Source organism: Dinoroseobacter sp. S375 (assembly GCF_049800775.1).
Lineage (GTDB): Bacteria > Pseudomonadota > Alphaproteobacteria > Rhodobacterales > Rhodobacteraceae > Dinoroseobacter.
In genome coordinates, this window is sequence record NZ_JBNAFR010000006.1 from 16439 (window position 1) to 40713 (window position 24275).

General features: G+C 64.2%; 22 protein-coding genes and 2 tRNA genes. 17 read left to right on the plus strand and 7 right to left on the minus strand.

Going from position 1 to position 24275, the window contains the following annotated elements; all coding sequences use genetic code 11:
- The first annotated feature begins 33 nt into the window (after window positions 1-33).
- The 4 genes from ACP150_RS13810 to ACP150_RS13825 all read left to right on the plus strand — a co-directional run bounded on the left by ACP150_RS13810 (window position 34) and on the right by ACP150_RS13825 (window position 3630).
- Window positions 34-1065: a carbohydrate ABC transporter permease gene (locus ACP150_RS13810; protein WP_424967245.1), complete on the plus strand. Its 1032-nt coding sequence runs from the start codon at window positions 34-36 to the stop codon at window positions 1063-1065.
- Window position 1066: 1 nt separating this feature from the next.
- Window positions 1067-1951: a carbohydrate ABC transporter permease gene (locus ACP150_RS13815; RefSeq protein WP_424967246.1), complete on the plus strand. Its 885-nt coding sequence runs from the start codon at window positions 1067-1069 to the stop codon at window positions 1949-1951.
- Between the two features lie 114 nt (window positions 1952-2065).
- Window positions 2066-3109, plus strand: a complete 1044-nt coding sequence (locus tag ACP150_RS13820; protein ID WP_424967247.1) for an ABC transporter ATP-binding protein — start codon at window positions 2066-2068, stop codon at window positions 3107-3109.
- Window positions 3106-3630: an ester cyclase gene (locus ACP150_RS13825; RefSeq protein WP_424967248.1), complete on the plus strand. Its 525-nt coding sequence runs from the start codon at window positions 3106-3108 to the stop codon at window positions 3628-3630. The genes ACP150_RS13820 and ACP150_RS13825 overlap by 4 nt, the downstream gene beginning before the upstream one ends.
- Before the next feature lie 6 nt (window positions 3631-3636).
- Here the strand turns inward: ACP150_RS13825 and ACP150_RS13830 are convergent, their stop codons facing one another.
- A complete protein-coding gene (locus ACP150_RS13830; RefSeq protein WP_424967249.1) occupies window positions 3637-3852 on the minus strand; it encodes a hypothetical protein in 216 nt (71 codons plus the stop codon).
- A gap of 146 nt (window positions 3853-3998) precedes the next feature.
- On the opposite strand from ACP150_RS13830, the gene ACP150_RS13835 reads away from it, so the two are divergent.
- A complete protein-coding gene (locus ACP150_RS13835; protein ID WP_424967250.1) occupies window positions 3999-4277 on the plus strand; it encodes a DUF2312 domain-containing protein in 279 nt (92 codons plus the stop codon).
- A gap of 31 nt (window positions 4278-4308) precedes the next feature.
- On the opposite strand, the gene ACP150_RS13840 is transcribed toward ACP150_RS13835, so the two are convergent.
- Window positions 4309-5241 (minus strand): hypothetical protein, encoded by a 933-nt coding sequence (locus ACP150_RS13840; protein WP_424967251.1) that lies wholly within the window; start codon window positions 5239-5241, stop codon window positions 4309-4311.
- A gap of 177 nt (window positions 5242-5418) precedes the next feature.
- Here ACP150_RS13840 and ACP150_RS13845 point away from each other — a divergent pair.
- Window positions 5419-5494 (plus strand) — tRNA-Thr (locus tag ACP150_RS13845).
- Window positions 5495-5564: 70 nt separating this feature from the next.
- On the plus strand, window positions 5565-5855 hold the full coding sequence (locus ACP150_RS13850; protein ID WP_424967252.1) for a hypothetical protein: 291 nt from the start codon (window positions 5565-5567) through the stop codon (window positions 5853-5855).
- 328 nt (window positions 5856-6183) lie between these two features.
- Here ACP150_RS13850 and betC read toward each other — a convergent pair whose 3' ends face one another.
- From betC to betI, 4 genes are read right to left on the minus strand one after another with little or no spacing between them, the layout of a single operon-like run.
- Window positions 6184-7704, minus strand: a complete 1521-nt coding sequence (gene betC, locus ACP150_RS13855) for a choline-sulfatase (protein WP_424967253.1) — start codon at window positions 7702-7704, stop codon at window positions 6184-6186.
- A gap of 17 nt (window positions 7705-7721) precedes the next feature.
- On the minus strand, window positions 7722-9380 hold the full coding sequence (gene betA, locus ACP150_RS13860; protein WP_424967254.1) for a choline dehydrogenase: 1659 nt from the start codon (window positions 9378-9380) through the stop codon (window positions 7722-7724).
- On the minus strand, window positions 9380-10837 hold the full coding sequence (gene betB, locus ACP150_RS13865) for a betaine-aldehyde dehydrogenase (protein WP_424967255.1): 1458 nt from the start codon (window positions 10835-10837) through the stop codon (window positions 9380-9382). Before betB ends, betA begins: the two co-directional genes overlap by 1 nt.
- Window positions 10834-11409, minus strand: a complete 576-nt coding sequence (gene betI, locus ACP150_RS13870; protein WP_424967256.1) for a choline-binding transcriptional repressor BetI — start codon at window positions 11407-11409, stop codon at window positions 10834-10836. Before betI ends, betB begins: the two co-directional genes overlap by 4 nt.
- A 107-nt stretch (window positions 11410-11516) precedes the next feature.
- On the opposite strand from betI, the gene choX reads away from it, so the two are divergent.
- The 9 genes from choX to ACP150_RS13915 all read left to right on the plus strand — a co-directional run bounded on the left by choX (window position 11517) and on the right by ACP150_RS13915 (window position 22998).
- Window positions 11517-12440, plus strand: a complete 924-nt coding sequence (gene choX / locus ACP150_RS13875) for a choline ABC transporter substrate-binding protein (RefSeq protein WP_424967257.1) — start codon at window positions 11517-11519, stop codon at window positions 12438-12440.
- A 63-nt stretch (window positions 12441-12503) separates the two neighbouring features.
- A complete protein-coding gene (gene choW, locus ACP150_RS13880) occupies window positions 12504-13337 on the plus strand; it encodes a choline ABC transporter permease subunit (protein WP_424967258.1) in 834 nt (277 codons plus the stop codon).
- A complete protein-coding gene (gene choV, locus ACP150_RS13885; protein WP_424967259.1) occupies window positions 13334-14362 on the plus strand; it encodes a choline ABC transporter ATP-binding protein in 1029 nt (342 codons plus the stop codon). Before choW ends, choV begins: the two co-directional genes overlap by 4 nt.
- Window positions 14363-14667: 305 nt before the next feature.
- Entirely contained in the window at window positions 14668-15903 is a 1236-nt protein-coding gene (locus tag ACP150_RS13890) for a hypothetical protein (protein ID WP_424967260.1), read from the plus strand.
- A gap of 1 nt (window position 15904) precedes the next feature.
- Entirely contained in the window at window positions 15905-17365 is a 1461-nt protein-coding gene (locus ACP150_RS13895) for a Dyp-type peroxidase (RefSeq protein WP_424967261.1), read from the plus strand.
- Window positions 17366-17527: 162 nt separating this feature from the next.
- Window positions 17528-18496, plus strand: coding sequence for a TAXI family TRAP transporter solute-binding subunit (locus ACP150_RS13900; RefSeq protein WP_424967262.1), 969 nt, complete (start codon window positions 17528-17530; stop codon window positions 18494-18496).
- Window positions 18497-18580: 84 nt separating this feature from the next.
- Entirely contained in the window at window positions 18581-21223 is a 2643-nt protein-coding gene (locus tag ACP150_RS13905) for a TRAP transporter permease (protein ID WP_424967263.1), read from the plus strand.
- A gap of 12 nt (window positions 21224-21235) precedes the next feature.
- On the plus strand, window positions 21236-21667 hold the full coding sequence (locus tag ACP150_RS13910; RefSeq protein WP_424967264.1) for a universal stress protein: 432 nt from the start codon (window positions 21236-21238) through the stop codon (window positions 21665-21667).
- Window positions 21668-21672: 5 nt separating this feature from the next.
- Window positions 21673-22998 (plus strand): aspartate aminotransferase family protein, encoded by a 1326-nt coding sequence (locus tag ACP150_RS13915; RefSeq protein ID WP_424967265.1) that lies wholly within the window; start codon window positions 21673-21675, stop codon window positions 22996-22998.
- A gap of 208 nt (window positions 22999-23206) precedes the next feature.
- On the opposite strand, the gene ACP150_RS13920 is transcribed toward ACP150_RS13915, so the two are convergent.
- Window positions 23207-23296: transfer RNA gene (locus ACP150_RS13920), tRNA-Ser, on the minus strand.
- 157 nt (window positions 23297-23453) lie between these two features.
- On the opposite strand from ACP150_RS13920, the gene ACP150_RS13925 reads away from it, so the two are divergent.
- Window positions 23454-24275, plus strand: a complete 822-nt coding sequence (locus tag ACP150_RS13925; protein WP_424967266.1) for a DUF2059 domain-containing protein — start codon at window positions 23454-23456, stop codon at window positions 24273-24275.

Below are 24275 nucleotides of genomic sequence, written 5' to 3' on the forward strand. Positions count from 1 at the left end.
CGCCCCGGATAATCCCGTACCCCGGAGACCGAGATGAAGCACAAGACGTTTTTCTGGTTCATGCTGCCGTCGGCCTTCGCGATGCTCCTTTTCATCGCACTGCCCATCGCATCGGTCTTCGTGCAATCCCTCTTTGTCGAGAACGAGAAGGTGCTGGTTGAGGTCACAACGAGCGGCCCCTTTGGCAGCACCACCCAGGTGATGGTCGATGAAGAGGCGACGGCGGCCCTGAACGCTGCGCAGCCGCTGGGCCAGTTCAACGGGCTGGCCACCTATACGAACCGCAACCACCTGGCCTTTGCTGAGATCGGGGCGTTCTGGCGCAGCAGTGACAGTCTAGGCGCCTTCATCAAGCAGGTCTATGGCCTGCCATTCTACAAGGCGCTGACCTTCACGCTGGCCTATACCTTCATCGTGACGCCCCTGATCATCGCGCTGGGGTTCCTGATCGCGGTGGCGGTGAACGCGCTGCCCAAGATTCTGAAGGGTCCGGTGATCTTCACCTCGCTTCTGCCGATGATCATCACGCCGCTGGTGGGCTCGCTGATCCTGTTCTGGATGATCGACAGTCGCGGGGTGATCGGCAAGACGTTGCAGTTCATCTTCGAGGACCCGGATCTCAGCCTCAAGGCTTCGCCGACGCTGACCTGGATCACGTTGATGGTGTATGGCGTCTGGTCCTCGGCGCCCTTTGCCTTCGTGGTGTTCTATGCTGGGCTGCAGACGGTGCCGCAGGACACGCTGGAATCCGCAATGATCGACGGGGCCACCCGGTGGGAGCGGATCCGGTACGTGGTGCTCCCCTATCTGATGCCGCTCGTGACCTTTATCGCGCTCATCCAGCTTATGGACAATTTCCGGGTGTTCGAGCCGATCGTCGGGTTCAATGCCGAGGCGAATGCGACCTCGCTCAGTTGGATCATCTACAACGATCTCAGGGGAAGCGAAGTGTCCCTGTTCGGCTCTGCGGCCGCCACGTCGATGCTGACGATCCTAGGGGTCGCGATCCTGCTGACGCCGGTCCTGATCCGGACCTGGCGCGATTTCTCGAAGACGGGGCACTGAGATGGCGACCAATATCGCGACGCAACGATCCTTGCCCCTGCGGCTGTTCCTCTGGGGGTTCGTGCTGGTCTGGCTGGTGCTGGCGGCGTTCCCCTTCCTCTGGACCCTTTGGGGCTCGTTCAAGGTGCAGGGCGACTTCTTCAGCCGCGAGGACTGGCGCAACGCGCTCTCGGGGGTGCGGACGATTGCCGAGACCGGCGGGTATTTCACCGGTGGCGGCTATGAGGGCGCCTGGGTTCAGGAGGAGTTCTGGCGGGCGGGGCTGAACACGATGATCGTGACCCTCTGCGTGGTCGCGATCTCGCTGACCTTCGGAACGCTCGGGGGCTATGCGCTGAGCCGGTCGAGTTTCAAATACACGTTCTGGATCCTGATGGCGGCGCTGATCTTTCGCGCCATGCCGCATATCACGCTGGTCTCGGGCTATCTGCTGCCGTTTTTCGAGCTGAACATCTGGGGGATCCTGCCGACGACGATCATCGTTCTGGTAGCGATCAACCAGCCCTTCACCCTGTGGATGCTGCGTTCGTTCTTCATGAACATTCCGAAGGATCTGGATGAGAGCGCCATGGTCGATGGCTGCACCCGCTTTCAGGCCTTTCGCCGGGTGATCATCCCGGTCATGTGGCCGGGAGTGATCACCACGGGACTGTTCTCGTTCCTGCTGGCCTATAATGATTTCGCGGTGACGGCGACGCTGCTCAGTCAGGACAACCAGACCATGATCCCCAAGATCGCCAGTTTCCTGGGCACGACACAGCAGGAGGGCAATGTGATGTTCGCGGTCTCAGCGGTGGTGTCGGCCACGGCGCCGCTCTTCATCCTTGTGCTGTTCTTCCAGCGCCAGATCGTGAGCGGGTTGACCGCCGGGGCGGTGAAGGGATGAGGCGGGCAGGGCGCTCTCCCGCCCCGCGCGACCTGCGGTCTTGGCGGGTTGGGCCCGGCGCGGGCCTGCGGCCCGCGGGTGAGTATTTTCAGAACAATGAGGGAGGCGGGCAGAATGGCTGAGATCCGGCTGAACCATGTGAAGAAGCGCTGGGGCTCCTTCATCGGGGTGGATGATTTCCACCTGACCATCGCGGACAAGGAGTTTTTGGTGCTGCTGGGTCCCTCGGGCTGCGGCAAGACCACGACCATGCGGATGATTGCAGGGTTGGAGGATCCGAGCGATGGCGAGATCTGGATCGGGGACCGGATGGTCAACAGACTCGATCCCAAGGACCGCGATGTGGCGATGGTGTTCCAGAGCTATGGCCTCTATCCGAACATGAATGTGTATGAGAATATCCGGTTCCCGCTGAAGGTGCGGAAGGTGCCCGAGGCGGAGCATGAGGAACGCGTGATGCGGGCCTCGGCCATGGTCGAGCTGGATGATTTCCTCCATCGCAAGCCTGCGGCCTTGTCCGGCGGGCAGCGGCAGCGCGTCGCCCTGGCGCGGGCCATCGTGCGCGAGCCGAATGTGTTCCTGATGGACGAGCCGCTCTCGAACCTCGATGCCAAGCTGCGGGTCAGCACGCGGGCGCAGATCAAGAACCTGAGCCATGAGTTGCAGGTGACGACGATCTACGTGACCCATGACCAGATCGAGGCCATGACCCTTGCCGATCGCGTGGTGGTGATGTCGGCGGGGGTGGTCCAGCAGGTGGGCACGCCGACGGATATCTATGACCGGCCCGCCAACACGTTTGTCGCCAGTTTCATCGGCTCGCCCGCCATGAACCTGATGAAGGGCGAGATTGCCGATGGCGTGTTCCGGGCGGAGAATGTCGAGATCGCCGGGTTCGACTCTGTCTCGGGCAAGGTGACGCTGGGCTTCCGGGCCGAGGATGCGGCAGTAACGGGCGCGGGCGGGCAAATCGCGGCTCCGGTTTACTCCATGGAGCTTCTGGGTGATGCGACCATGGTCACGGTCAAGGCGGGGGGCACGCTGCTCGCGGTGAAAGCGGCCAAGGACTACCGGTCGGAGATCGGAGCGCCGGTGCAGTTCAGCGTGCCATCCGAGATCTGCCATCTCTTCGATGCCGAGACCGGAGCGCATCTGTGAGCGGGGCGCGCCCCGAGCAGGCGGTGTTGAGCCGCGATACGGACATGACCAAGACCGCCGCCACGCGCGCGGTCATCGAGGGCATGGTCGACGGGCTCAACGATCACCGCATCACCGATATCGGCGAGTTCTTCTCCGAAGGGTTCGGCTGGTACGGCAACCAGGGCTGTGGGACCAAGACCGGCCTTCGGGAGTTTCAGGAGAACTGGCAAAAGCCCTTTCAGGCCGCCTTCTCCGACAAGGTCTGCGTCGACGAGGCGCGGCTCTATATGGGAGAATGGGCGGCGGCTTTCGGGCGGCAGGAGGCCGTGCATTCCGGGCCCTTCATGGGGATCGAGGCGACCGGCAAGCGGGTGGAGATCCGCTATATGGATTTCTGGAAGGTCGTGGACGGCAAGATCGTCGACAATTGGGTCATGGTGGATTTCCCCCATGTGCTGGCCCAATTGGGGCATGATGTCTTTGCCGGCGAGGGCTGGGAGGCGTTTGACCGCGGCGAAAAGACCCCGCCCAGCCCGTGAGCGCGGTCAGGCGAGAAAGACGCCTACGATGACGATCATCAGGCCGAGCGCAGAGACCGCAAGCGCGCCGAGATTGAGCGCGACCGCCTTTTGCAGGCGTGCGCGCAGATCATCCTCGTCCAGTCCGGCACGTTTGGCGCGGGCCACCTCGATGATGCAATAGATGAGACCCAGCAGGCCCAGAACGGTGATCACGGCCCCGGCGGGCACCAGCATGTCCATCCTCTGTCTCCGATTATGCGATCTGTTGCGGCGGGGTAGCGCGCCTGTGGCAGGGGCACAAGTGGGCGCGGTGCGAAACGGTCTTGATGCCCGGTCGGAGACGGGCTACCGCAAGGCCTCAAAGACACTCAGGGAGAATGCGCGAGATGGATGACGCGGTGACGGACAACACCTCAGGGACACCGGACAGCTACCGGGTGACGGCGGGCGAGTTGCGGCAATTCGTTGAGCGGATCGAGCGCCTGGATCAGGAAAAGAAGGACATCGCCGAGCAGCAGAAAGAGGTGATGGCCGAGGCCAAGTCCCGCGGGTACGACACCAAGGTGATGCGCAAGCTCATCGCGCTGCGCAAGCGCGATCCGGACGACATCTCCGAAGAAGAGGCCGTGCTCGAACTCTACAAGGAAGCGCTCGGCATGTCTTGAGCCCCGGCGGAGGCATCCGGCGGCACCCGGTTCAGGCGAAGCCGACCGACATGCTGTCTTCGCTTGGCTGCGGGGCGCAGATGGTTCCGCCAGCCGCAAGAACCTGCACATCCGGAAGGGTCGCGATCCGCTCGAGATCCTTTTCATAGGCCGCGTCCAGATCGTCGATCCGGCCTTGCGACCAGTCGGGCAGGTCATAGCTCTCGTCCATTTCCTCCACCTTGGCGAAGCGATCGAGGAAATTCACGGCGGCCCAGCGTCTCTGGGCCACGGTGATCTTGGGATGGCTGTCGAGATAGGCAATGAACTGCTCGAACCCGTCCTGAGTCATGACTTCGCGCAGCCGCGCATGGCGTTTATGCAGCGCTGAATTATCGGTCAGATTGGTGATCGAGGTCATGACCTCGGGCCAGATCAGGGGCGTATCCTCGTTGCACCAGACGGTGATTTCGGCATCCGGGACGGCAAAGCGCAGTCGTTCGATCACGTCATGCCAACTGACCGACTCCAGATCTATGTCCCCAAGGTAGTCTTCGAAACTGATGTTCTGTCGGCGGGCAAAGATCGCGGGCAGGAAGCTTGACGGGCTGCGCAGACCGATATGGAACGACACTGGATGATGCGGGAACACATTGCGAAGCCAGACGGCTTTCTGCCCCATCTTGCCATAGAAACTGCCCTCGTCGAAAATCTTCTGCTGGGTGCAGATGAAGTTTTCGCTCGCCATGATCAGGCGATGCCCGTCTTTGCCGTCGACGATCGCCTCGAGCACGGCTTCCTCCGCGTCCCGATCGGAATGCGCCCCCTGCAGGCGGCGCACGGTCTCCCGCAGGATCGGGCGATACACGTCGCCCGGTGGCACGATCACGCCATTGCGTTCCAGCATCGGCGCATTGGCCCGCAGGCTTGTCAGAAGAAGGTCGTCGTCGGTGCTATGCGCGCCGATATGGTAAGCAATATGCATGTGTCTTCGTCCGCTGGATCCTGCGCCAAGTTTCGCCGGTTCTGGTTGAGCAAGTGTTAACCGGTTCCGCACCGGATTGCACTTGGTTCGCGCGGGCGCGGCGCGCGGGAAAATAGCAGGCCAGCGTGCGAGAGGGCTTGTCACGGCGCGCCCACGACGATAATCACCCGCTCGGATGCCCCTATAGCTCAGCTGGTAGAGCAACTGATTTGTAATCAGTAGGTCCGCGGTTCGAGTCCGTGTGGGGGCACCATATAATCAAACGGTTAGAGGTACTTGCGTTTGTCCGAAGCGTATTCGTAGCGGTATCTGACCGCTCGAAAATGCTCGAATTGACCGAGTCATCAGGCTTGTTTTGCTCAACCCCTGCTACCATCGCAAACGCCAAACCATTTCCAGCAAACCAAACATCCCAAACAACAACCCTATTTGGACGACGCGCGCGTCAAACCGCATCGCTCCTTGCCCTGCAGGAATTTAACCCGTCAGAGGCCGTGACGGCTTTTGCGGGGGCGCGCCACTACGCCGTGGACGCAGAACACATCAACAGTGCCGAACACCCATCCGCCACCAATCGCGACAGTCATACGCTGCTCTGGGCTGGGATGGTCTGAACCCTTAACTTCGACGCGGCCTTCGGTGGGACGACGTCGAAGGCATGTGGCGGCTTCGAAGGCCGGGGACGGCGAGGTCCCAAAACCATCGCCCGCCGATGCTCTGGCCGACGCTCTGCGCCTATTCGGTTGATCCGCTCATCCCGGTTATCCCGGGTACAGGCCCCTCGGCGTGGACGCGGCCATGGTGTTCTTGCGGCCCTCTGACTCAGTGTGCCTCTCCACTGCGCCCGCAGGCAGGCGGTGGACCGGACAATTTCTGTCACGCTACGTTCTGCCAGCCTCTCGACCCGGCCATCCCCGGCTGCCCCCCGATTGCGCGGTGGGATCAGTCCGCCGGGGGGTAACGGCGGTCGCTTTCCAGATCATTGAGGTCGAGATGATTGCGCATATAACGCTCCGACGCTTTCTGCAGCGGATGGAAATCCCACGGAAAGTAGCCGCCCTGCCGCAGCGCGTCATAGATCACCAGTCGTCGCGCCTGACTTTCGCGCACCGCCGCGTCGAACGCCGCCAAATCCCAGCGCGCCTCGGATTTCGCGCGCAGGCTGGTCACCGTGCCTTGATGGGCCGGGTCCTCGGCCAGGTTGCGCAGCTCCTGCGGGTCGGCCTCCAGATCGAAAAGCTGATCGGGGTCGAGCGCACAGCGGGTATATTTCCACTTGCCATAGCGCAGGGCGACCATGGGGGCATAGGACGCCTCGGCCGCGTATTCGATGGCCACGGGTGCGGTCCGTTCGGCCCCCTGGCCAAGGGGTACGAGGCTCTCGCCCTGGATCCAGGGTGCGATCTCGGCCAGATCAATCCCCGCCAGATCGCAGAGGGTCGGGCAGACATCGATGGTCGAGACCGGTGCCGTGATCCGCCCCGGCGCCATGCCGGGGGCGGCGATCATCAAAGGCACCCGCGCGGAGCCCTCAAAGAAGGACATCTTGAACCACAGACCCCGCTCGCCCAGCATATCCCCATGGTCCGAGACAAAGAGGATCACGGCCTCCTGTTCCATGTCGTCGAGCGTGCGGAGGATCTCGCCGATCTTGTCGTCGAGATAGCTCAGATTGGCGAAATAGGCCCGACGGGCCTGACGGATATCGGCCTCTGTGATGTCGTAACTGCGCCAGTCATTGGCATCGAAGATCCGTTGCGAATGGGGGTCGTGATCGGCGTAATCCATGGCCGGGGTCCGGGGCAGGAGGTGCGCGCACTCCTCATAGAGATCCCAGTATTTCCGCCGTGCCACGTAGGGATCGTGCGGGTGTGTGAAGCTCACAGTGAGGCACCATGGCCGGCTGTCCTTGCTGCGCGCGTAGTCCTGGATCTTGCGCTGCGCATGAAAGGCGACCTCATCGTCATATTCCAGCTGATTGGTGATCTCGGCCACGCCCGCGCCGGTGACCGAGCTCATATTGTGATACCACCAGTCGATCCGTTCGCCCGGCTTCCGGTAATCGGGGGTCCAGCCGAAATCCGGCGGATAGATATCCGTGGTCAGACGCTCTTCATAGCCATGAAGCTGGTCTGGCCCGACGAAATGCATCTTGCCGCTCAGGCAGGTCTGATACCCCGCCCGGCGCAGATGATGGGCGAAGGTCGGCACGGCAGAGGGGAACTCGGCGGCATTGTCATAGACCCCCGTGACCGAAGGCAATTGCCCGGACATGAAGGCCGCCCGACCCGGCGCGCAAAGCGGCGAGCCGGTATAGGCATTGGCAAACCGGGTGGAGCGCGCCGCCAGCGCCTTGAGGTTCGGCAAATGTAGCCAGTCCGCCGGGCCGTCGGGAAAGAGCGTCCCGTTGAGCTGATCCACCATCAGGATGAGGATGTTCGGGCGGGTCTGCGGCGCGGTCATGGGCGATGTCCTCGGGCTCAGCGTTGGCTGGTCTGCCAGTTCGGGTTGATCCAGGGTTCGACATTTTCCGGGGGCAGGGGCGCGCGCCCGAGAATATGATCGGCCGCCTTTTCGCCCACCATGGTCGAGGGCGCGTTGAGGTTGCCATTGGGCACCCGGGGAAAGATCGAGCTGTCGGCGAGGCGCAGCCCCTCGACCCCGATCACCCGGCATTCGGGATCGACCACGGCCATGGGGTCGTCGCGCCGCCCCATCCGGGCCGTGCCGCAGGGGTGATAGGCGCTCTCCACATGTTGCTTGATAAAGGCGTTCAGATCCTCGTCTGATTGCACATCCACGCCCGGCTGGATCTCATGTTTCGAGAAGGGCTTGAAGGCGTCCTGGGCAAAGATCTCGCGGGTCAGGCGGATGCAGCGCCGGAAATCCTCCCAATCCTGATCGGTGCTCATGTAGTTGAAGAGGATCTTCGGGGCGTCCATCGGGTCCGCCGAACGCAAGGTGACCGCCCCGCGCGAGGGGGAGCGCATGGGGCCCACATGGGCCTGAAACCCGTGGCCCTCGGCGGCGGCCTGCCCGTCATAACGCACCGCAATCGGCAGGAAATGGTACTGGATGTCGGGGTATTCGACGCCCGGCTTGCTGCGGATGAAGGCGCAGCTTTCGAACTGGTTCGACGCGCCGGGACCCGAGCGGGTGAAGAGCCAGCGCGCGCCAACATAGGCTTTGCCCAGCAGGTTCCAGTAGGAATAAAGGCTCACCGGCTGGCTCGCCGCCATCTGCAAATAGAGCTCCAGATGATCCTGCAGGTTCTGACCCACGCCGGGTCGGTCCGCGATCAGCGGGATCCCGTGTTTCGCCAGATGGGAGGCGGGGCCGATCCCCGACAGCATCAGCAGTTTGGGCGAGTTGAAGGCCGAGGCAGCGAGGATGACCTCTTCGCGCGCCTTGATTGTCTCGGTCTTGCCGCCGCGGGTAATCTCGACGCCGGTGGCGCGACCGTTCTGGACCGTGATCTTGCGGGCAAACCCCCGGATCAGGTCACAATTCTCGCGCTTCAGCGCCGGGCGCAGATAGGCGTTGGCCCCGGACCAGCGCTGGCCCTTGTGGACGGTCATGTCGAAGGGGCTGAAGCCTTCCTGCTGCTGGCCGTTATAGTCGGCGCTGACCGGATAGCCCGCCTCGCGCCCGGCCTCGATGAAGGCGCGGGTCAGCGGGTTCGACAGGCTGCCGCGCTGCACATGGAGCGGTCCATCCGTGCCGCGCCAATCGGCATCTCCGCCATGGCCGCGGGCATCCCAGGCCTCCATCCGTTTGTAATAGGGCAGCACATCCGCATAGCCCCAGCCATCGGCACCGCTGTCGCGCCAATGGTCGAAATCCTTGGCATGCCCGCGCACATAGACCATCCCGTTGATCGAAGAGGATCCGCCGATCACCTTGCCCCGGGGCGCGGCCAGTCGCCGTCCGCCCAGATGGGGTTCCGGCTCGGTCCGGTAGCCCCAATCGTAGCGCGGCATGTTCATGGGATAGCTCAGCGCGCCCGGCATCTGGATGAGCGGCCCTGCATCGGTGCCGCCATGCTCGATCACCAGAACCGAGCGACCGGCCTCGGCCAGCCGGTAGGCCATGGCGCAGCCCGCGCTGCCCGCGCCCACGATGACAAAATCGGCTTCCATCAATAGGGGGCCTCCACATCGCCCATGCGGACATAGACGGATTTCAGTTGCGAGTAGTGCTCGATCGCGGCCTTGGCGTTCTCGCGCCCGACGCCGGACTGCTTGGCCCCGCCAAAGGGCATCTCCACCGGTGCGTCATTGTAGGAATTGATGAAACAGGTCCCGGCCTCGAGCCCCGCGATCATCCGGTGCGCGCGCGAGATGTCCCGGGTGAACACACCCGCCGAGAGGCCGAACTCCGTGGCATTGGCGCGGGCGAGCACTTCGGCCTCATCGTCGAAGTCGAGCACGGCCATGACCGGGCCGAAGATCTCTTCGCGGGCGATGGTCATGTCATCGGTCACATCGGCAAAGACCGTGGGCGGCAGGAAGAAGCCCGGACGATCCTCGGGCGTGCCGCCACAGACCAGCCGCGCGCCTTCGCCCGCGCCCTTGGCGATGTAGCCCTGCACGATCTCGCGCTGTGCCGCGCTGACCATGGGGCCGAAATTCACCTCCGGGTCCTGCGGATCGCCCATGACCACACCCTTCAGGCGTTCGGTCAGACGGGCAAGAAATGCCTCCTTGATGCCGCGCTGAACAAAGACCCGCGTCCCGTTGGAGCAGATCTGCCCCGAGGAATAGAAATTCCCGAGGATCGCGCCGCCCACGGCGTTGTCGAGATCCGCATCGGCAAAGATGATCAGCGGCGACTTGCCCCCAAGCTCCATGGTGACATGGCGGATGCCTTCGGCGGCGGCGGCATAGACCTTGCGTCCCGTGGGCACCGAACCGGTTAGTGTGACCTTGTCCACGCGCGGATCCGCGACCAGCGCACCGCCAACCGCGCCCGCCCCGTTGACCACGTTGAAGACACCCGGCGGCAGCCCGGCTTCCACAAGGATCTCGGCGATTTTCAGAGCGCAGAGCGGCGTTGTCTCCGACGGCTTGAAGACCAGCGCATTGCCGCAGGCCAGCGCGGGCGCGGCCTTCCAGCAAGCGATCTGGGTCGGGTAGTTCCACGCCCCGATCCCGACACAAAGCCCGAGCGGCTCGCGCCGTGTATAGGCCCAGTCCTGACCCAGTTGGATATGCTCGCCCGTCAGGCTCCCTGCGAGGCCGCCGAAATATTCCAGCGCGTCGGCCCCGCTGGTGGCGTCGGCCACGCTCGTCTCCTGGATCGGCTTGCCGGTGTCATAGGTTTCAAGCACGCTGAGCGCCTCGTTCCGCGCCCGGATCAGATCGGCGGCCCGGCGCAGCACGCGCCCGCGCTCGGTTCCGCTGCGTGCAGCCCAATCCGCCTGCGCTGCCTTGGCAGAGGCCAGCGCCTGCTCGATGATCGCAGGTGTCGCCGCGTAGACTCGCCCGATCACCGCGCCCGTGGCCGGGTAGATCACATCGATGGGCGCGCCCGCGCTGTCCTCGACATAGGCGCCATTGATGAAATGGCTGGCGGTGGGCTGGGTGTCGTAACTCATTTTTGGTCTCCGAGCATGGACTCGACAACGGACAGAACGATCTGCGGCGCAGCACTGGAAAGCTGCAGCCCGTCAAAGGCCGCGCGCAGGTAGATGCCATCGATGGTGGCGGCGGTGGCCTCGGCCACGCGCACGGGCGCATCGGTCAGGGGGCGCAGGGCGTCCACGAGGTTGGAATGCAACCGGCGCTGATACAGCCGCAAGAGGCGCGCGGCCTCGGGCGAAGATTGCGCCTGCGCGTAAAAGAACATCCAGGCATTGACCGTGGGCTGGGTGAAGCAACTGTCGGCGAAATTGGCCATGATGATCGCCGTCAGGCGCGCCCGGGGCGTCGTCGCCTCGGCGAGGGCAGAGCGCACCTCGCGGCCATATTCGCGCAGGATATGGCGCATGGCGGCGAGGAACATCTGGTCCTTCTTGCCAAAGTAGTGATGGGCCAGCGCACTCGACATTCCGGCCCGGCGCGCGATCCGGCTGACCGGCACGTCCAGCGAGCCGGAGGCTCCGATCTCGTCAATGATGGCCTGAACCAGCGCCTCGCGGCGGATCGGTTCCATTCCCAGTTTCGGCACGCGGATCTCTTTCCTTGCGGGCGGCGTGTTTTTTGTTGACTGGTCGATCAAGAACCTCTCTTTATTGATTAGTCAATCAAGAAAAACGCCTCGGGAGAGTCCGTCTCATGAAACTCACTTCTGCCATCTCGGTGCTCGCGATCTGCAGCGCCATGCCCGCCTTTGCCAATTGCACCTCCGTGACCTTCTCGGATGTGGGCTGGACCGACATCACCGCGACCACGGCGGCCACGACCGAGTTGCTGCAGGCGCTGGGATACGAGACCGAGATCAAGGTCCTGTCGGTGCCGGTGACCTACACCGCCATGGCCGAGGGCGATATCGACGTGTTTCTCGGAAACTGGATGCCCACGATGGAGGCCGATATCGCGCCGTACCGCGAGGCGGGCACCGTGGACACCGTGCGCGAGAACCTCGAAGGGGCGAAATACACGCTGGCGGTCAACGACGCGGCCTTGGCGCTGGGGATCAAGGATTTCGCGGATATCGCGGCCCATGAGGATGCGCTGGACGGCAAGATCTACGGCATCGAGCCGGGCAATGACGGCAACCGCCTGATCCAGTCCATGATCGACGCCAATGCCTTTGGCCTCGAAGAATTCGAAGTGGTCGAAAGCTCCGAGCAGGGGATGCTGGCGCAGGTGGCGCGCGAAACCCGGGGCGGCGATCCGATCGTCTTCCTCGGCTGGGAGCCGCACCCGATGAACGCCAATTTCGAGATGGGCTACCTGACCGGCGGGGACGAGTTCTTTGGCCCGAATCTGGGCGGGGCAACGGTCTATACCAACACCCGCGCGGGCTATGTGGCGGAATGCCCGAATGTGGGCGCGCTGCTGGGCAACCTGAAATTCTCCCTCGCGATGGAGAACGAGATCATGGGCGCGATCCTCAATGACGGCGAAGACCCCGAGGATGCGGCCACGGCCTGGATCTCGGCCAATGGCGACATGGTTCTGGGTTGGCTCGACGGGGTGACCACCGCCGATGGCGGCGACGCCATGGCAGCCGTTAAAGAGGCCTTCGGGCTCTGATCCCCGGGCGGGGCGCGACAGCGCCTCTTTCGACCGGGATAGGAACGACAGACGAGGGACAGCGTGGATTGGCTGACGGATACTAAGATCCCGGTGGGGAAGACCGCGCAGGTGGTCTTTGACTGGCTGCAGGTCAGCGCCGCGCCGGTCTTCGACTGGATCTCCGACGTGATGGAGGGGTTGATTGACGGGATGCTCTGGGTCTTCCAGACGCCGCACCCCCTGATCGTGATCGCGGTCTTCGCGGCCATCGCGTGGTTTCTGCAGCGCTCGCGCGCGACCACGGCGATGGTGGTCCTCGGGTTCCTCTTCATCCTCAATCAGGGCTACTGGGAGGAAACGACCGAGAGCCTGACCCTCGTTCTCGCCTCCTGTCTCGTCTGCATGGCGATCGGTGTTCCCATCGGGATTGCCGCCGCCCACCGGCCCTGGCTCTTTCGGGCGCTGCGGCCCTTTCTGGACCTGATGCAGACCCTGCCAACTTTCGTCTATCTCATTCCTGCAATTATCTTTTTCGGGATCGGCATGGTGCCGGGCCTGATCGCGACGGTGATCTTCGTGGTGCCTGCACCGATCCGGTTGACCCATCTCGGCGTGTCCTCCACGCCCGCGCCGCTGCTGGAGGCTGCGCGGGCCTTTGGCGCCACATCGCGACAGGTGCTGTGGAAGGTCGAGCTGCCTTATGCCCTGCCACAGATCATGACCGGGCTGAACCAGACCATCATGCTGTCGCTTTCGATGGTCGTGATCGCTGCGCTGGTCGGGGCGGACGGGCTGGGCGTGCCGGTTGTACGCGCGCTCAACCAGGTGAACACCGCGCTTGGGTTCGAGAGCGGCTTCGTGATCGTGGTCGTCGCCATCCTTCTCGACCGCGTCCTGCGGGTGGAGCGCAAATGACCGAGACAGCGGTTTCCTTCGACAATGTGTCCATCGTCTTCGGCGCCGATCCGAAAGCCGCGCTGCCGCTCATGGATGCGGGCCAGGACCGGGCCGAGATCCAGCGCGACACGGGGCAGGTGCTCGGCGTGCATAACTGCGCGCTGGAGGTGAAATCGGGCGAGATCCTTGTGCTCATGGGGCTCTCGGGTTCGGGCAAATCCACGCTTCTGAGGGCGGTGAATGGCCTGAACCCGGTGGTGCGCGGCGCGGTCCATGTGAATGACGGCGCGGGCATGGTGGATGTCACCCATGCGGATGAGGCGACCCTGCGCCGGGTCCGGGCACAGCATGTGGCCATGGTATTTCAGCAATTCGGCCTGCTACCTTGGCGCAGCGTGCGCGAGAATGTCGGGCTCGGTCTCGAGCTGGCGGGACTGTCGGCCGCCGAGCGCGGACCGCGCGTGGATGCCCAGCTCAAGCTGGTCGGTCTGGCCGACTGGGCGGATCGCAAGGTCGAAGAGCTCTCGGGCGGGATGCAGCAGCGCGTGGGCCTCGCCCGCGCCTTTGTCACCGAAGCGCCCATCCTGCTCATGGACGAACCCTTCTCGGCGCTCGACCCGTTGATCCGCACGAAGCTGCAGGATGAACTGCTGGAGCTGCAGGAGACCTTGCAGCGCACGATCATCTTCGTCAGCCATGATCTGGACGAGGCCTTCAAGATCGGCAACCGCATCGCGATCATGGAAGGCGGGCGGATCGTTCAATGCGGCACCCCGCAGGAGATTTTCTCAGATCCTGCAACGGATTACGTGGCAGAGTTCGTCGCGCATATGAACCCGCTCGGCGTGCTGTGCGCGCGCGACGTGATGCAGCCCAGCACGGTCCGGCACGCAGCCGAGGTCGCGGCAGAGGCCGATATCCGCGAGGTGATGGAAGCCGCGCGCAAGACCGAAACCCCCACCAGCGTGGTGGAAAACGGCGCGGTGGTGGGCGAGATTACGCGAGCCTCAATCCTCGGCAAATTGCTCGATCCGCGCAGCTGATCCGGGCGGGCGCGGCCCGGCGCGTCTGTTGCCGGAATGGCAACTCTGTGCTACCAAATTCGATATTATTGATGGCGCGCAGGGTGTTTTTCAGCGCGATGTTTTGTCTTGAGGGGGCCGGGTGGCATCACATGGAATCCAGACGATTGCGCGTTGGGGGGCGGGTCGCCGCGATCCCGGGGCCGTCGTCTTGGTCCGCCCGGCGTCGGTTTTCAAATCTGACAGCTCTGAGCTGAGCCCGGACCCGGCGGGTCGGGGCCTGTGCGCTTGGGCTGTGTCCGTTTCCAGCCGCAGGCGAGGTTTTCATGCACAACAAATTCACCGTGGTGGCCCGGGTCCGGCCCGGCCAGCAGGGCGCGCTTGTCGCGATGCTCAAGGACAATCACTACGTCTTTCCCGGGGCTGACACCGATGATTTCGGGTTTCAGGACATGCCCGAGCTGCATTTCGCGTCGCTCTGTCTCTACGATGATCCCACCGATGGCTGGTCGCTGCTCTTTGAGCACAACGTGGATGGCGAGATCGGGGATCACCTGCGCCAGCTGATCGCCACGGCGGAGACGCGGGATGGCGGTGCATTCCTTCTGGGGCTCTACCGGCTTTGCGAGGGGTTCGAAGATGGCACGCTGGACCAGCTTCATGGCTACATGTTCAAGCGGGTTCACAGGCCCGCGGCCGGATTCATCTCGGCGGTGAACATGTCGCGCGAGCAGATCCTGCTGGACGCCGCGGTCTATGAGGTGGTCGACCGCACCCTGGGTGAGGCGGGCGTGCCGCTGGACGGGGCTGCGGCGCAACAGGCCGTGCTCGCCGCGCTGGACGCGGATGCCGAAACACAGGAGCGGTGGCACAGCCTCAGGGATCCGGGCGTCGAGATGGATTTCGCGGGCAAGGCCAAGGCCGTGGCGAGCCTGCTCGGGCACGGGATCGGGTTTCTGGGGCTCGCGCTGATCAACCTGATCCCCGAACGGACCGCGCGCATGGATCAGGCCCGGCCGGATCCGGATCTGCGGCGATCCCTCGAGATCGGCGAAGACCTCGTGCCCACCAATCACATGCTGAGCGTCGTGCATCTGCATACCGATGCCGGGCGGCAGATGGCCAAGCGCATGTCCTTCGGCATCCTGCGACAGCTTGTGGCGCTGATCTTCAACAAGAGCTTTCTGGGTGAGATCAACACGATCCATTTCGCCCATTGGGCCTTTGCCAATGACAAGCGCCGCCTGATCTTCGTCAGCAATTACGACGGCTCATGGCGCAGTTATCTCGATGACTTCACGCTCAAGGCCAGCAACGGGCTGAACCTCGCCTGGGCCCATTCCACGGGCTTTCCCAAGACATGGGCGATGCTTTGGGGCGGGGCCTCCATGGGGCCGGAATTCATCGATTTCGCGCGCCGGTCCATGTATCCGACGCTGGTCTGGTACAACGCCTATCCGACGCTGAGCGTGACGAATATCGCCCGCAACCGCGCCCTGCGCGCGGCCCTGAAAGAGGCCCGCAAGGGCAGCACGACCACCGCCTGGCTGGAGCTTGTCTGACATGGAATATCCCGATCTCAGTGTGAGCCCGAACATCCAGGGCATCTTCTTTCGCGGCTATACCAAGCTCGATCAGGCGGCATATGGCTTCTTCAAGGTCACGGACCGGGCGGCGTTTCAGCGCTGGCTCGACGGGATGCTCGCGGGCGGTCGGATCACCTCCGCCGCCGAAAAGCAGCCTGCGGACAGCGTGCAGAACCGGATGAACATCGCCTTCACCGCCCCGGGCCTCAAGGCGCTCTTGGAGGATGGGTTTCTCGGCGAAAGCTATGACCATTCCTTCACCGGCGGCATGGTCGCGCCGGAACGGAGCCGGATCCTCGGCGATGTGGACGCCAATGACCCCCGGCACTGGCTTTGGGGTGGCCATGACGAGATCCACGGGGTGCTGATGTCCTTTGCCCCCACCAAGGAGGTCGCGCGGGACGAGCTTCTGGCCTGCCTGTGCGCCAATAACGGCGCCGACTGTATGCATCACAGTTTTGGCGGGCTGGAGCGCACCCACAAGGAGCCCTTCGGGTTTCTCGACGGGGTCAGCCAGCCGGTGGTTGCGGGGACGCCGCGCGAAACCTTCCTCAAGCGCGAGCGGCCGAAGGAGGCCAAGCTGATGGTCGTGCCGCCGGGCGAGCTGATCCTCGGCTACCCCGATGGCACGGGCAAGCTGCCCGAGACGCCCGCGACCAGTGCCGGGCTCGACCCGGACGGGATCCTGCCGCCGCATCCAACATGGAACGAGCGCCGCGATTTCGGCAAGGACGGCTCCTATCTGGTGTTCCGCACGCTGGAGCAGCATGTGGACGCGTTCTGGGACTATGTGAACGAGGTGGCCACGGGCGAGGAGAATGACACGCCCATCGATCTGGCCGAGAAGATGGTGGGGCGGGGCATGGATGGGCGCGCCCTGGCTCCGAACCCCGATGCCGAGAACAACAATAACAGCTTCGATTTCACCGATGACCGGGACGGGAAGTTCTGCCCCATCGGCTCCCATGTGCGGCGGGGCAACAACCGCGCGGTGAATATCCGCAACGAGAAGGTCTCGCTGGATGTCACCCAGCGCCACCGGATCCTGCGCCGCGCGCGGATTTACGAGGAAGAGGGCGAGACCGGCCTGCAATTCATCTGTTTTCAGGCCTCGATCGTGCGGCAGTTCGAGTTCATGCAATCCACATGGTGCAACAACGCCTTCTTTCAGGGGCTGCAAAAGGAGGTCGACCCGATCATCGGCACCCCGCGCGCGCCCCGGGGCGGGGTCGGGCCCGTGGACCGGTTCACCATCCCGCGCACGCCCTATCGCCGGGTGCTCAAGAGCGTGCCGCAATTCGTCACCGTCAAGGGCGGGGCCTATTTCTTCATGCCGAGCCTCGACGCATTGCGCTTTGTCGCCCAGTCCTGCGCGGCGGCCACGGCGTTGAAAAGCGTTCAGCGCGCGCCGGAAGAGGGGCCCGCAGACGCGCTGTGACAGGGCAGACCGGGTTAGAGTGCCTGCCCGTGAGGCACGGGCGGGAACCGGCGTGCTTGACGTACGGGAAAGCTGGCGCACCGCGCGCAGGCTGCGCTTGACGGCCTTGGTGAATTGCGATCATCCTGATCGCATAACAACAAGTTTCCAACGGGAGTACTCATGAAACACTATATGACAGCGGCTGTGGTTGCGGCAGCAACCGCGATCGGCGGCGGCAACGCGACAGCGCAGGAAAGCTTCATTTCCATCGGCACCGGCGGTGTGACGGGCGTGTACTACCCAACGGGCGGCGCGATCTGCCGTCTGGTGAACCGGGGTCGCAAGGAGCATGGCATCCGCTGCGGTGTGGAATCGACCGGTGGGTCGGTGTTCAACATCAACGCGATCCGGGGCGGCGAGCTTGAGTTCGGCGTGGCCCAGTCCGACTGGCAGTTCCACGCGTTCAACGGCACCTCCCGCTTCGAAGAGCAGGGCCCGTTCGAAGGCCTGCGCGCGATCTTCTCGGTCCATCCCGAGCCCTTCACGGTTGTGGCGCGCGCGGATGCGGGCATCGCGACCTTCGAGGATCTCAAGGGCAAGCGCGTGAATGTGGGCAACCCGGGGTCGGGTCAGCGCGGCACGATGGAAGTGCTCATGGGCGCCATGGGCTGGACCATGGATGACTTCACCGTCGCCTCCGAGCTTCAGGCCGCCGAGCAGTCCCAGGCGCTTTGCGACAACAATATCGACGCGATGATCTACACCGTCGGCCACCCCTCCGGCTCGATCCAGGAGGCCACGACCGCTTGCGACAGCGTTCTGGTGACCGTGGCGAATGACGCGGTGGATGGCCTTGTGGCGGACAACCCGTTTTACCGGACGGCCACCATTCCCGGTGGCATGTATCGCGGCTCGGATGAGGACGTGATGACCTTCGGTGTCGGCGCGACCTTCGTCAGCTCCACGGATGTGCCGGACGAGGTGGTCTACGAGGTGGTCTCCGCCGTCTTTGAGAACATCGACCAGTTCCGCGGTCTGCACCCGGCCTTCGCCAATCTCGACCCCAAGCAGATGGCCACGGCTGGTCTGTCCGCGCCTCTGCACCCGGGTGCCGAGAAGTATTTCAAGGAAGCCGGCCTGATCGACTAAGTCGGTCCGTCCCAAGATCGGCAGCTCCGGGTCTTGCACCCGGGGCGCCCTTTTTTAGTCCCCGATTTTCAAGAGGCTGCACCGATGGCAGACAAACCCCCGCAGTCCGAGTCCGGCCGCCAGTTCACTGATGAGGAACTGCAGGATCTCGTCGCCTCCACTGACAGTGGCGCCCGCAACCCGGCAAACCGCAATGTCGCCCTTCTGATCGCGGGGCTGGCGCTCGTCTGGTCGCTGTTCCAGCTCTGGATCGCGCAGCCGCAGCTCTGGTTTGCCGAATATGTCAAGGTGCTGAACTCGTCCCAGACCCGGCCCTTGCACCTGACCTTTGCCATCGTTCTGGCGTTTCTGGCCTATCCGGCCTTCAAAAGCTCCCCCCGCGACCGCATCCCGATCTTTGACTGGGTGCTGATCGCCGTCGGCGGGTTCTGTTCCTTCTATATCTTCTGGTTTGCGGACACGCTGGCGCTGACGGCGCGGTCGGGCCTGCCGACCCAGACCCAGATCATCATCGGTGCGGTCGGCCTGCTGACATTGCTGGAGGCCAGCCGACGCGCGCTTGGCCCGGCGCTGACCATCGTCGGATCGCTGTTCCTGCTCTACGCCTATATGGGGCAGGGCTGGCTGATCCCGAACCTGATCGAGCACGAGGGCCTGTCCTTTACCGCGTTGATGAACGCGCAATGGCTCGACACGGCCGGGGTGTTCGGCATCCCGCTGGGGGTCTCCACGGCCTTTGTCTTTCTATTCGTGCTCTTCGGCTCGCTGCTCGATAAGGCGGGCGCGGGCAATTACTTCATCAAACTCGCCTTTGCGGGCCTTGGCCACCTGCGCGGGGGTCCGGCCAAGGCGGCCGTGGTTGGCTCGGCCATGACCGGCCTGATCTCGGGCTCGTCGATCGCCAATGTGGTGACGACCGGGACCTTCACCATCCCGCTGATGAAGCGGGTGGGCTTTTCCGCCGAACAGGCGGGCTCGGTCGAGGTCGCCTCGTCGGTGAACGGCCAGATCATGCCCCCCGTCATGGGGGCTGCGGCCTTCCTGATGGTGGAGTTCATCGGGATCTCTTACGTCGAGGTCATCAAGCACGCCTTCATCCCGGCGGTGATTTCCTACATCGCGCTGGTCTATATCGTGCATCTGGAGGCCCTGAAAAAGGACATGCCGGCGCTCGGCGAGGCCAAGAGCTTCGTCGGGATGATCGTCAAGTTCTTCGTCGGCTTCGCCATCGCAGGGGTCGCGTTCACGATCCTGATCTACGCGGTTGGCGCGCTGAAGGCGGTTGCCCCGGCGCTGACCGGGCCGCTCATGGCGGCAGTTCTGCTGGCGGTCTACATCTGGCTCGTGGCCATCGCGTCGCGCCGTCCGGATCTGGAGGTCGATGACCCCAACGCCACCGAGATCAAGCTGCCCGAGGTCAAGGACGTCTACGCCACCGGTCTGCACTATGTGCTGCCCATCGTGGTGCTGGTCTGGTTCCTGATGGTCGAGCGTCAGAGCCCGGCCAAATCCGCCTTCTACGCGACATCGCTGATGATCTTCATCATTCTGACCCAGCGCCCGCTCAAGGCGTTCTTCCGGGGGGCTGCAGCCCAGGCGATGGAGGAGTTCAAAGGCGGGTTTCAGGATCTGATCGACGGTCTGATCGCCGGTGCGCGCAACATGATCGGGATCGGGGTCGCCACGGCGGCGGCGGGCATCATCGTGGCCACGGTCACCAAGACGCCCATCGGGACCGAGCTGGCCGGGCTGGTCGAACAGCTCTCCGGTGGGGTGCTGATCATCATGCTGATCCTCGTCGGGCTCTTCTCGCTCATCCTCGGGATGGGGCTGCCGACCACGGCGAACTACATCGTCGTTTCGTCGCTCATGGCGTCGGTGGTGGTCTCGCTCGGGGCGCAGGAAGGCCTGATCGTGCCCCTGATCGCGGCGCATCTCTTTGTCTTCTATTTCGGGATCATGGCCGATGTGACGCCACCGGTGGGGCTTGCGAGTTTCGCGGCCGCGGCGGTGTCCGGCGGCGATCCGATCAAGACCGGTTTCACGGCCTTCTTCTACAGCCTGCGGACCGTGGCCTTGCCGTTTCTGTTCATCTTCAACCCAACGCTGATCCTGTACGGGGTCGATCTGGGGACCTGGCAGGGGGTGGTCCAGGCCATCGGGGTCTTCATCGTGGCGACCTTTGCGATGCTGCTCTTTGCAGCCGCGACGCAGGGCTATTTCCTCGCCAAGTCGAAGATCCACGAGAGCCTCGCGCTCTTGCTGGTGGCCTTCACCCTGTTCGTGCCGAATGTCTGGCTCAACATGCTGCAGCCGCCCTTCCGCGATGCCCCGCCGGCAGAGTTCGAACAGGTGGTCGCGGACGCGCAGTCGGGCGATGCCTTGCGGCTGCTGATCCGGGGTCCTGACTTTAACACCGGCGAGGTCGCCGAGACGACCCTGTTGATGAAGATCGAGGATGGCTCGCTGGCCGAGCGGATCACCGCCTCGGGCCTGCTTCTGATCCCCGAGGGCGAGACCGTGCGGCTCGACGAGCCGTCCTTTGGCACGGAGACCGCCGAGATCCTCGCGGATTTCGACTTCTACGCGGATGAGCCCGTGGAGATCGCCTCGATCCAGGTGCCCCAGCGCCAGCTGCCCGAGCAGGTGTTCTACATCCCGGCGCTCTTGTTGCTGGGTGGCGTGATCGCCCTGCAGCGGCGGCGTCAAACCACGCCGGCCTTTTGAGAGGAGCCTCCCATGTTCAAGACACTGCTTTTGCCCGTGGACCTTTCAAGCCCGCAAAGCTGGGAAAACGCCCTGCCTGCTGCGCTGCGGCTCGGCAACTCGGATTGCGCCCTGCATATCGTGACCGTGGTGCCGGATTTCGGCCTCTCGGTCGTGGGGAGCTTTTTCGAAGAGGGGTTCGAGAAACGCGCCCTGCATGAGGTCGGCGAGAAGCTGACCGCTTGGGTGCAGGCGCATGTCCCCGAGGGGGTCGATGTGCATCCCCATGTGATGCATGGCCGGGTCTATGACGAGATCATTCGCGCCGCCGACCGGTTGGATGTGGACGCGATCGTTTTGGGCTCGCATCGCCCGGACATCGCGGATTACCTGCTTGGGCCCAACGCGGCGCGCGTGGTGCGCCACGCCAAGCAGTCGGTCTTTGTGGTGCGCGGAGACGGATAAAGACCATGGCTGGTCATGTCTTCGGGCGCAGTACCGCCGCGCTGCCCACCGCGGTTTCGGGGGCAGGGTGCTACATCATCGATGCCGAAGGGCGGCGCTATCTCGACGGTTCGGGCGGGGCGGCGGTGTCCTGTCTCGGCCATGACCACCCGGCGGTGCGCGCGGCGCTGCATGCGCAGATCGACAAGATCGCCTTTGCCCATACGGGGTTTTTCACCTCCGAGCCGGCCGAAGGCCTCGCAGATGCGCTGATCGACTGCGCGCCTGAGGGGATCGAGCGGGTCTATCTGCTCTCGGGCGGGTCGGAATGCGTGGAGGCCGCGCTGAAACTCGCGCGGCAATACTATCTCGAGATCGGCGAACCCAAGCGGCACCGGATCATCGCCCGCCGCCAAAGCTATCACGGCAATACGCTGGGGGCGCTGGCCGCCGGCGGCAATGCATGGCGGCGCGAGAAATACGCGCCGCTACTGGCCGAGACCACCCATATCCCACCCTGCTACGCCTATCGCGACCAGCAGGAGGGGGAGAGCGCGGAGGCCTATGGCCAGCGCGCCGCAGAAACCCTGCGCGCCGAGATCGAGCGGCTGGGCCCCGAAACGGTCATGGCCTTTGTCGCCGAGCCCGTGGTCGGGGCGACCGCTGGCGCGGTGCCGCCCGCGCCGGGGTATTTCCAGCGGATCCGCGAGATCTGTGACGCTTATGGCGTTTTGCTGATCCTCGACGAGGTGATGTGCGGCATGGGGCGAACGGGCACGATCTTTGCCTGCGAACAGGACGGGATCCGCCCGGATATTGTCACCATCGCCAAGGGGCTGGGGGCCGGGTATGCGCCCATCGGCGCCATGCTGGCCTCGTCGCGGATTTACGACGCCATCGCCGCAGGGAGCGGCAGTTTCCAGCATGGCCATACCTATCACGGCCACCCGCTGGCCGCTGCGGCCGGCGGGGCTGTGCTCGAGGTGCTGCGCGCGCCCGGGATGATGGACGGCGTGCGCGAGAAGGGCGCGCGGCTGCAAGCGCACCTGGAGGCGCGGCTCGGCCAACATCCCCATGTGGGCGATCTGCGGGGCAGGGGGCTGTTTCGCGGGGTCGAGCTGGTCGCCGACCGCGAGGCCAAGACTCCGTTCGACCCGAACCTCAAGCTGGGACCGAAGATCAAGAAGGCCGCCATGGCACGCGGCCTGATCTGCTATCCCGGCGGCGGGACCATCGACGGCAAGCACGGGGATCACATCCTGCTCGCACCGCCCTTCATCATCGAGGACATCCAGATCGACGCGCTGGTGGACATGCTGGCGGGGGCGATCGACGACGCGCTGGCGGCCTGATGCACCTCACCCGCGCCACGTCTCGTCGGGCGGTGGTGGGATCGGGGCCAGCGGAGCGCATCCGTTGACCCCGACCAAAGCTGCGCCTCAGGGGCCGACCAGTGTCGCAGCACCGCCAAACCTATCAGGCCGCGCGGGGCGTTTCTATCGCCAATGTCATGGGGATTGCGTGGGGGCCTGTCGGGCGTTGTCCGTTCTGGACGGCCCGTGGCGGAGAGACAGGGATTCGAACCCTGGGTGGGCTTGCACCCACAACGGTTTTCGAGACCGCCCCGTTCGACCACTCCGGCACCTCTCCGCGAAGGGTCTGTGGCGGCTCGTTTAGCGGCGCGGCGAAGCGGGTGCAAGAGGGAATGGGCGATCCCATGCAGCGGGTTCACGCAATTGCGCAAATCCTGCATTGGAAACTCGGGCGCGGCTCCATATTTCTAGGGGAGCACCCTAATGGAGGTCCCATGCTGCGTCATGCCATCGCCCTGAGCGCCTGTCTCTCTCTTGCCCCGCTGGCCGCGCTGGCCTCGCCCCGGATCGACGCCCTGCTGGATGCCGTCGGCATGGAGCGGATGCTGGACCTGATGCGTGCCGAGGGCCTTGTCTATGGCGACGAGCTCGCCGCGGATTTCCTGGGCGGGCCGGGGGGCACGTCCTGGGATGCGGCGGTGAGCGCGGTCTATGACACGGACCGGATGCGCGAGACCCTCAAGACCGGATTTACCGACAGCTTCGACGAAGACATGCTGAGCCCGCTGGAGGCCTTCTACGGCTCCGAGACCGGGGTCGAGATCGTGGCGCTGGAGATCGCGGCGCGCGAGGCGTTTCTGGACCGGGATCTGGAGGACGCGACCAAGGCACAGATCCCCGAGCTGCAGGCGAGCAATCCCGAGGCCTTCGACCAGGTGACGGCCTTCATCGAGATCAATGATCTGGTGGACCAGAACGTGGTCGGCGCGCTGAATTCCAACTACGCCTTCTATGTCGGGCTGATGGAGGGCGGCGGCTTCCCCAGCGATCTGAGCGAGTCGGACATTCTTGCGGATGTCTGGGGCCAGGAGGGCGAGATCCGCCAGAACACGACCGAATGGCTCTATGCCTTTCTGCTGACTGCCTATCTGCCGTTGGAGGCGGACCGGATGGAGGCGTATCTCGACCTGTCACGCTCCGAGGCCGGGCAGGCCTTTACCCGTGCGCTCTTTGCCGGGTTCGACGAGATGTTCATCGAGGTTTCGCGCGGGCTGGGCATGGCGGCCTCGCGGTTCATGGCAAGCGAAGAGCTCTGA

Excerpts from the sequence above, each read along its gene's own strand:
- ACP150_RS13810 (WP_424967245.1), top strand. The coding sequence starts at position 34 with ATGAAGCACAAGACGTTTTTCTGGTTCATGCTGCCGTCGGCCTTCGCG.
- ACP150_RS13815 (WP_424967246.1), top strand. The coding sequence starts at position 1,067 with ATGGCGACCAATATCGCGACGCAACGATCCTTGCCCCTGCGGCTGTTC.
- ACP150_RS13820 (WP_424967247.1), top strand. The coding sequence starts at position 2,066 with ATGGCTGAGATCCGGCTGAACCATGTGAAGAAGCGCTGGGGCTCCTTC.
- ACP150_RS13830 (WP_424967249.1), bottom strand. The coding sequence starts at position 3,852 with ATGGACATGCTGGTGCCCGCCGGGGCCGTGATCACCGTTCTGGGCCTG.
- ACP150_RS13835 (WP_424967250.1), top strand. The coding sequence starts at position 3,999 with ATGGATGACGCGGTGACGGACAACACCTCAGGGACACCGGACAGCTAC.
- ACP150_RS13840 (WP_424967251.1), bottom strand. The coding sequence starts at position 5,241 with ATGCATATTGCTTACCATATCGGCGCGCATAGCACCGACGACGACCTT.
- ACP150_RS13850 (WP_424967252.1), top strand. The coding sequence starts at position 5,565 with ATGCTCGAATTGACCGAGTCATCAGGCTTGTTTTGCTCAACCCCTGCT.
- betC (WP_424967253.1), bottom strand. The coding sequence starts at position 7,704 with ATGACCGCGCCGCAGACCCGCCCGAACATCCTCATCCTGATGGTGGAT.
- betA (WP_424967254.1), bottom strand. The coding sequence starts at position 9,380 with ATGGAAGCCGATTTTGTCATCGTGGGCGCGGGCAGCGCGGGCTGCGCC.
- betB (WP_424967255.1), bottom strand. The coding sequence starts at position 10,837 with ATGAGTTACGACACCCAGCCCACCGCCAGCCATTTCATCAATGGCGCC.
- choX (WP_424967257.1), top strand. The coding sequence starts at position 11,517 with ATGAAACTCACTTCTGCCATCTCGGTGCTCGCGATCTGCAGCGCCATG.
- choV (WP_424967259.1), top strand. The coding sequence starts at position 13,334 with ATGACCGAGACAGCGGTTTCCTTCGACAATGTGTCCATCGTCTTCGGC.
- ACP150_RS13890 (WP_424967260.1), top strand. The coding sequence starts at position 14,668 with ATGCACAACAAATTCACCGTGGTGGCCCGGGTCCGGCCCGGCCAGCAG.
- ACP150_RS13895 (WP_424967261.1), top strand. The coding sequence starts at position 15,905 with ATGGAATATCCCGATCTCAGTGTGAGCCCGAACATCCAGGGCATCTTC.
- ACP150_RS13900 (WP_424967262.1), top strand. The coding sequence starts at position 17,528 with ATGAAACACTATATGACAGCGGCTGTGGTTGCGGCAGCAACCGCGATC.
- ACP150_RS13905 (WP_424967263.1), top strand. The coding sequence starts at position 18,581 with ATGGCAGACAAACCCCCGCAGTCCGAGTCCGGCCGCCAGTTCACTGAT.
- ACP150_RS13910 (WP_424967264.1), top strand. The coding sequence starts at position 21,236 with ATGTTCAAGACACTGCTTTTGCCCGTGGACCTTTCAAGCCCGCAAAGC.
- ACP150_RS13915 (WP_424967265.1), top strand. The coding sequence starts at position 21,673 with ATGGCTGGTCATGTCTTCGGGCGCAGTACCGCCGCGCTGCCCACCGCG.
- ACP150_RS13925 (WP_424967266.1), top strand. The coding sequence starts at position 23,454 with ATGCTGCGTCATGCCATCGCCCTGAGCGCCTGTCTCTCTCTTGCCCCG.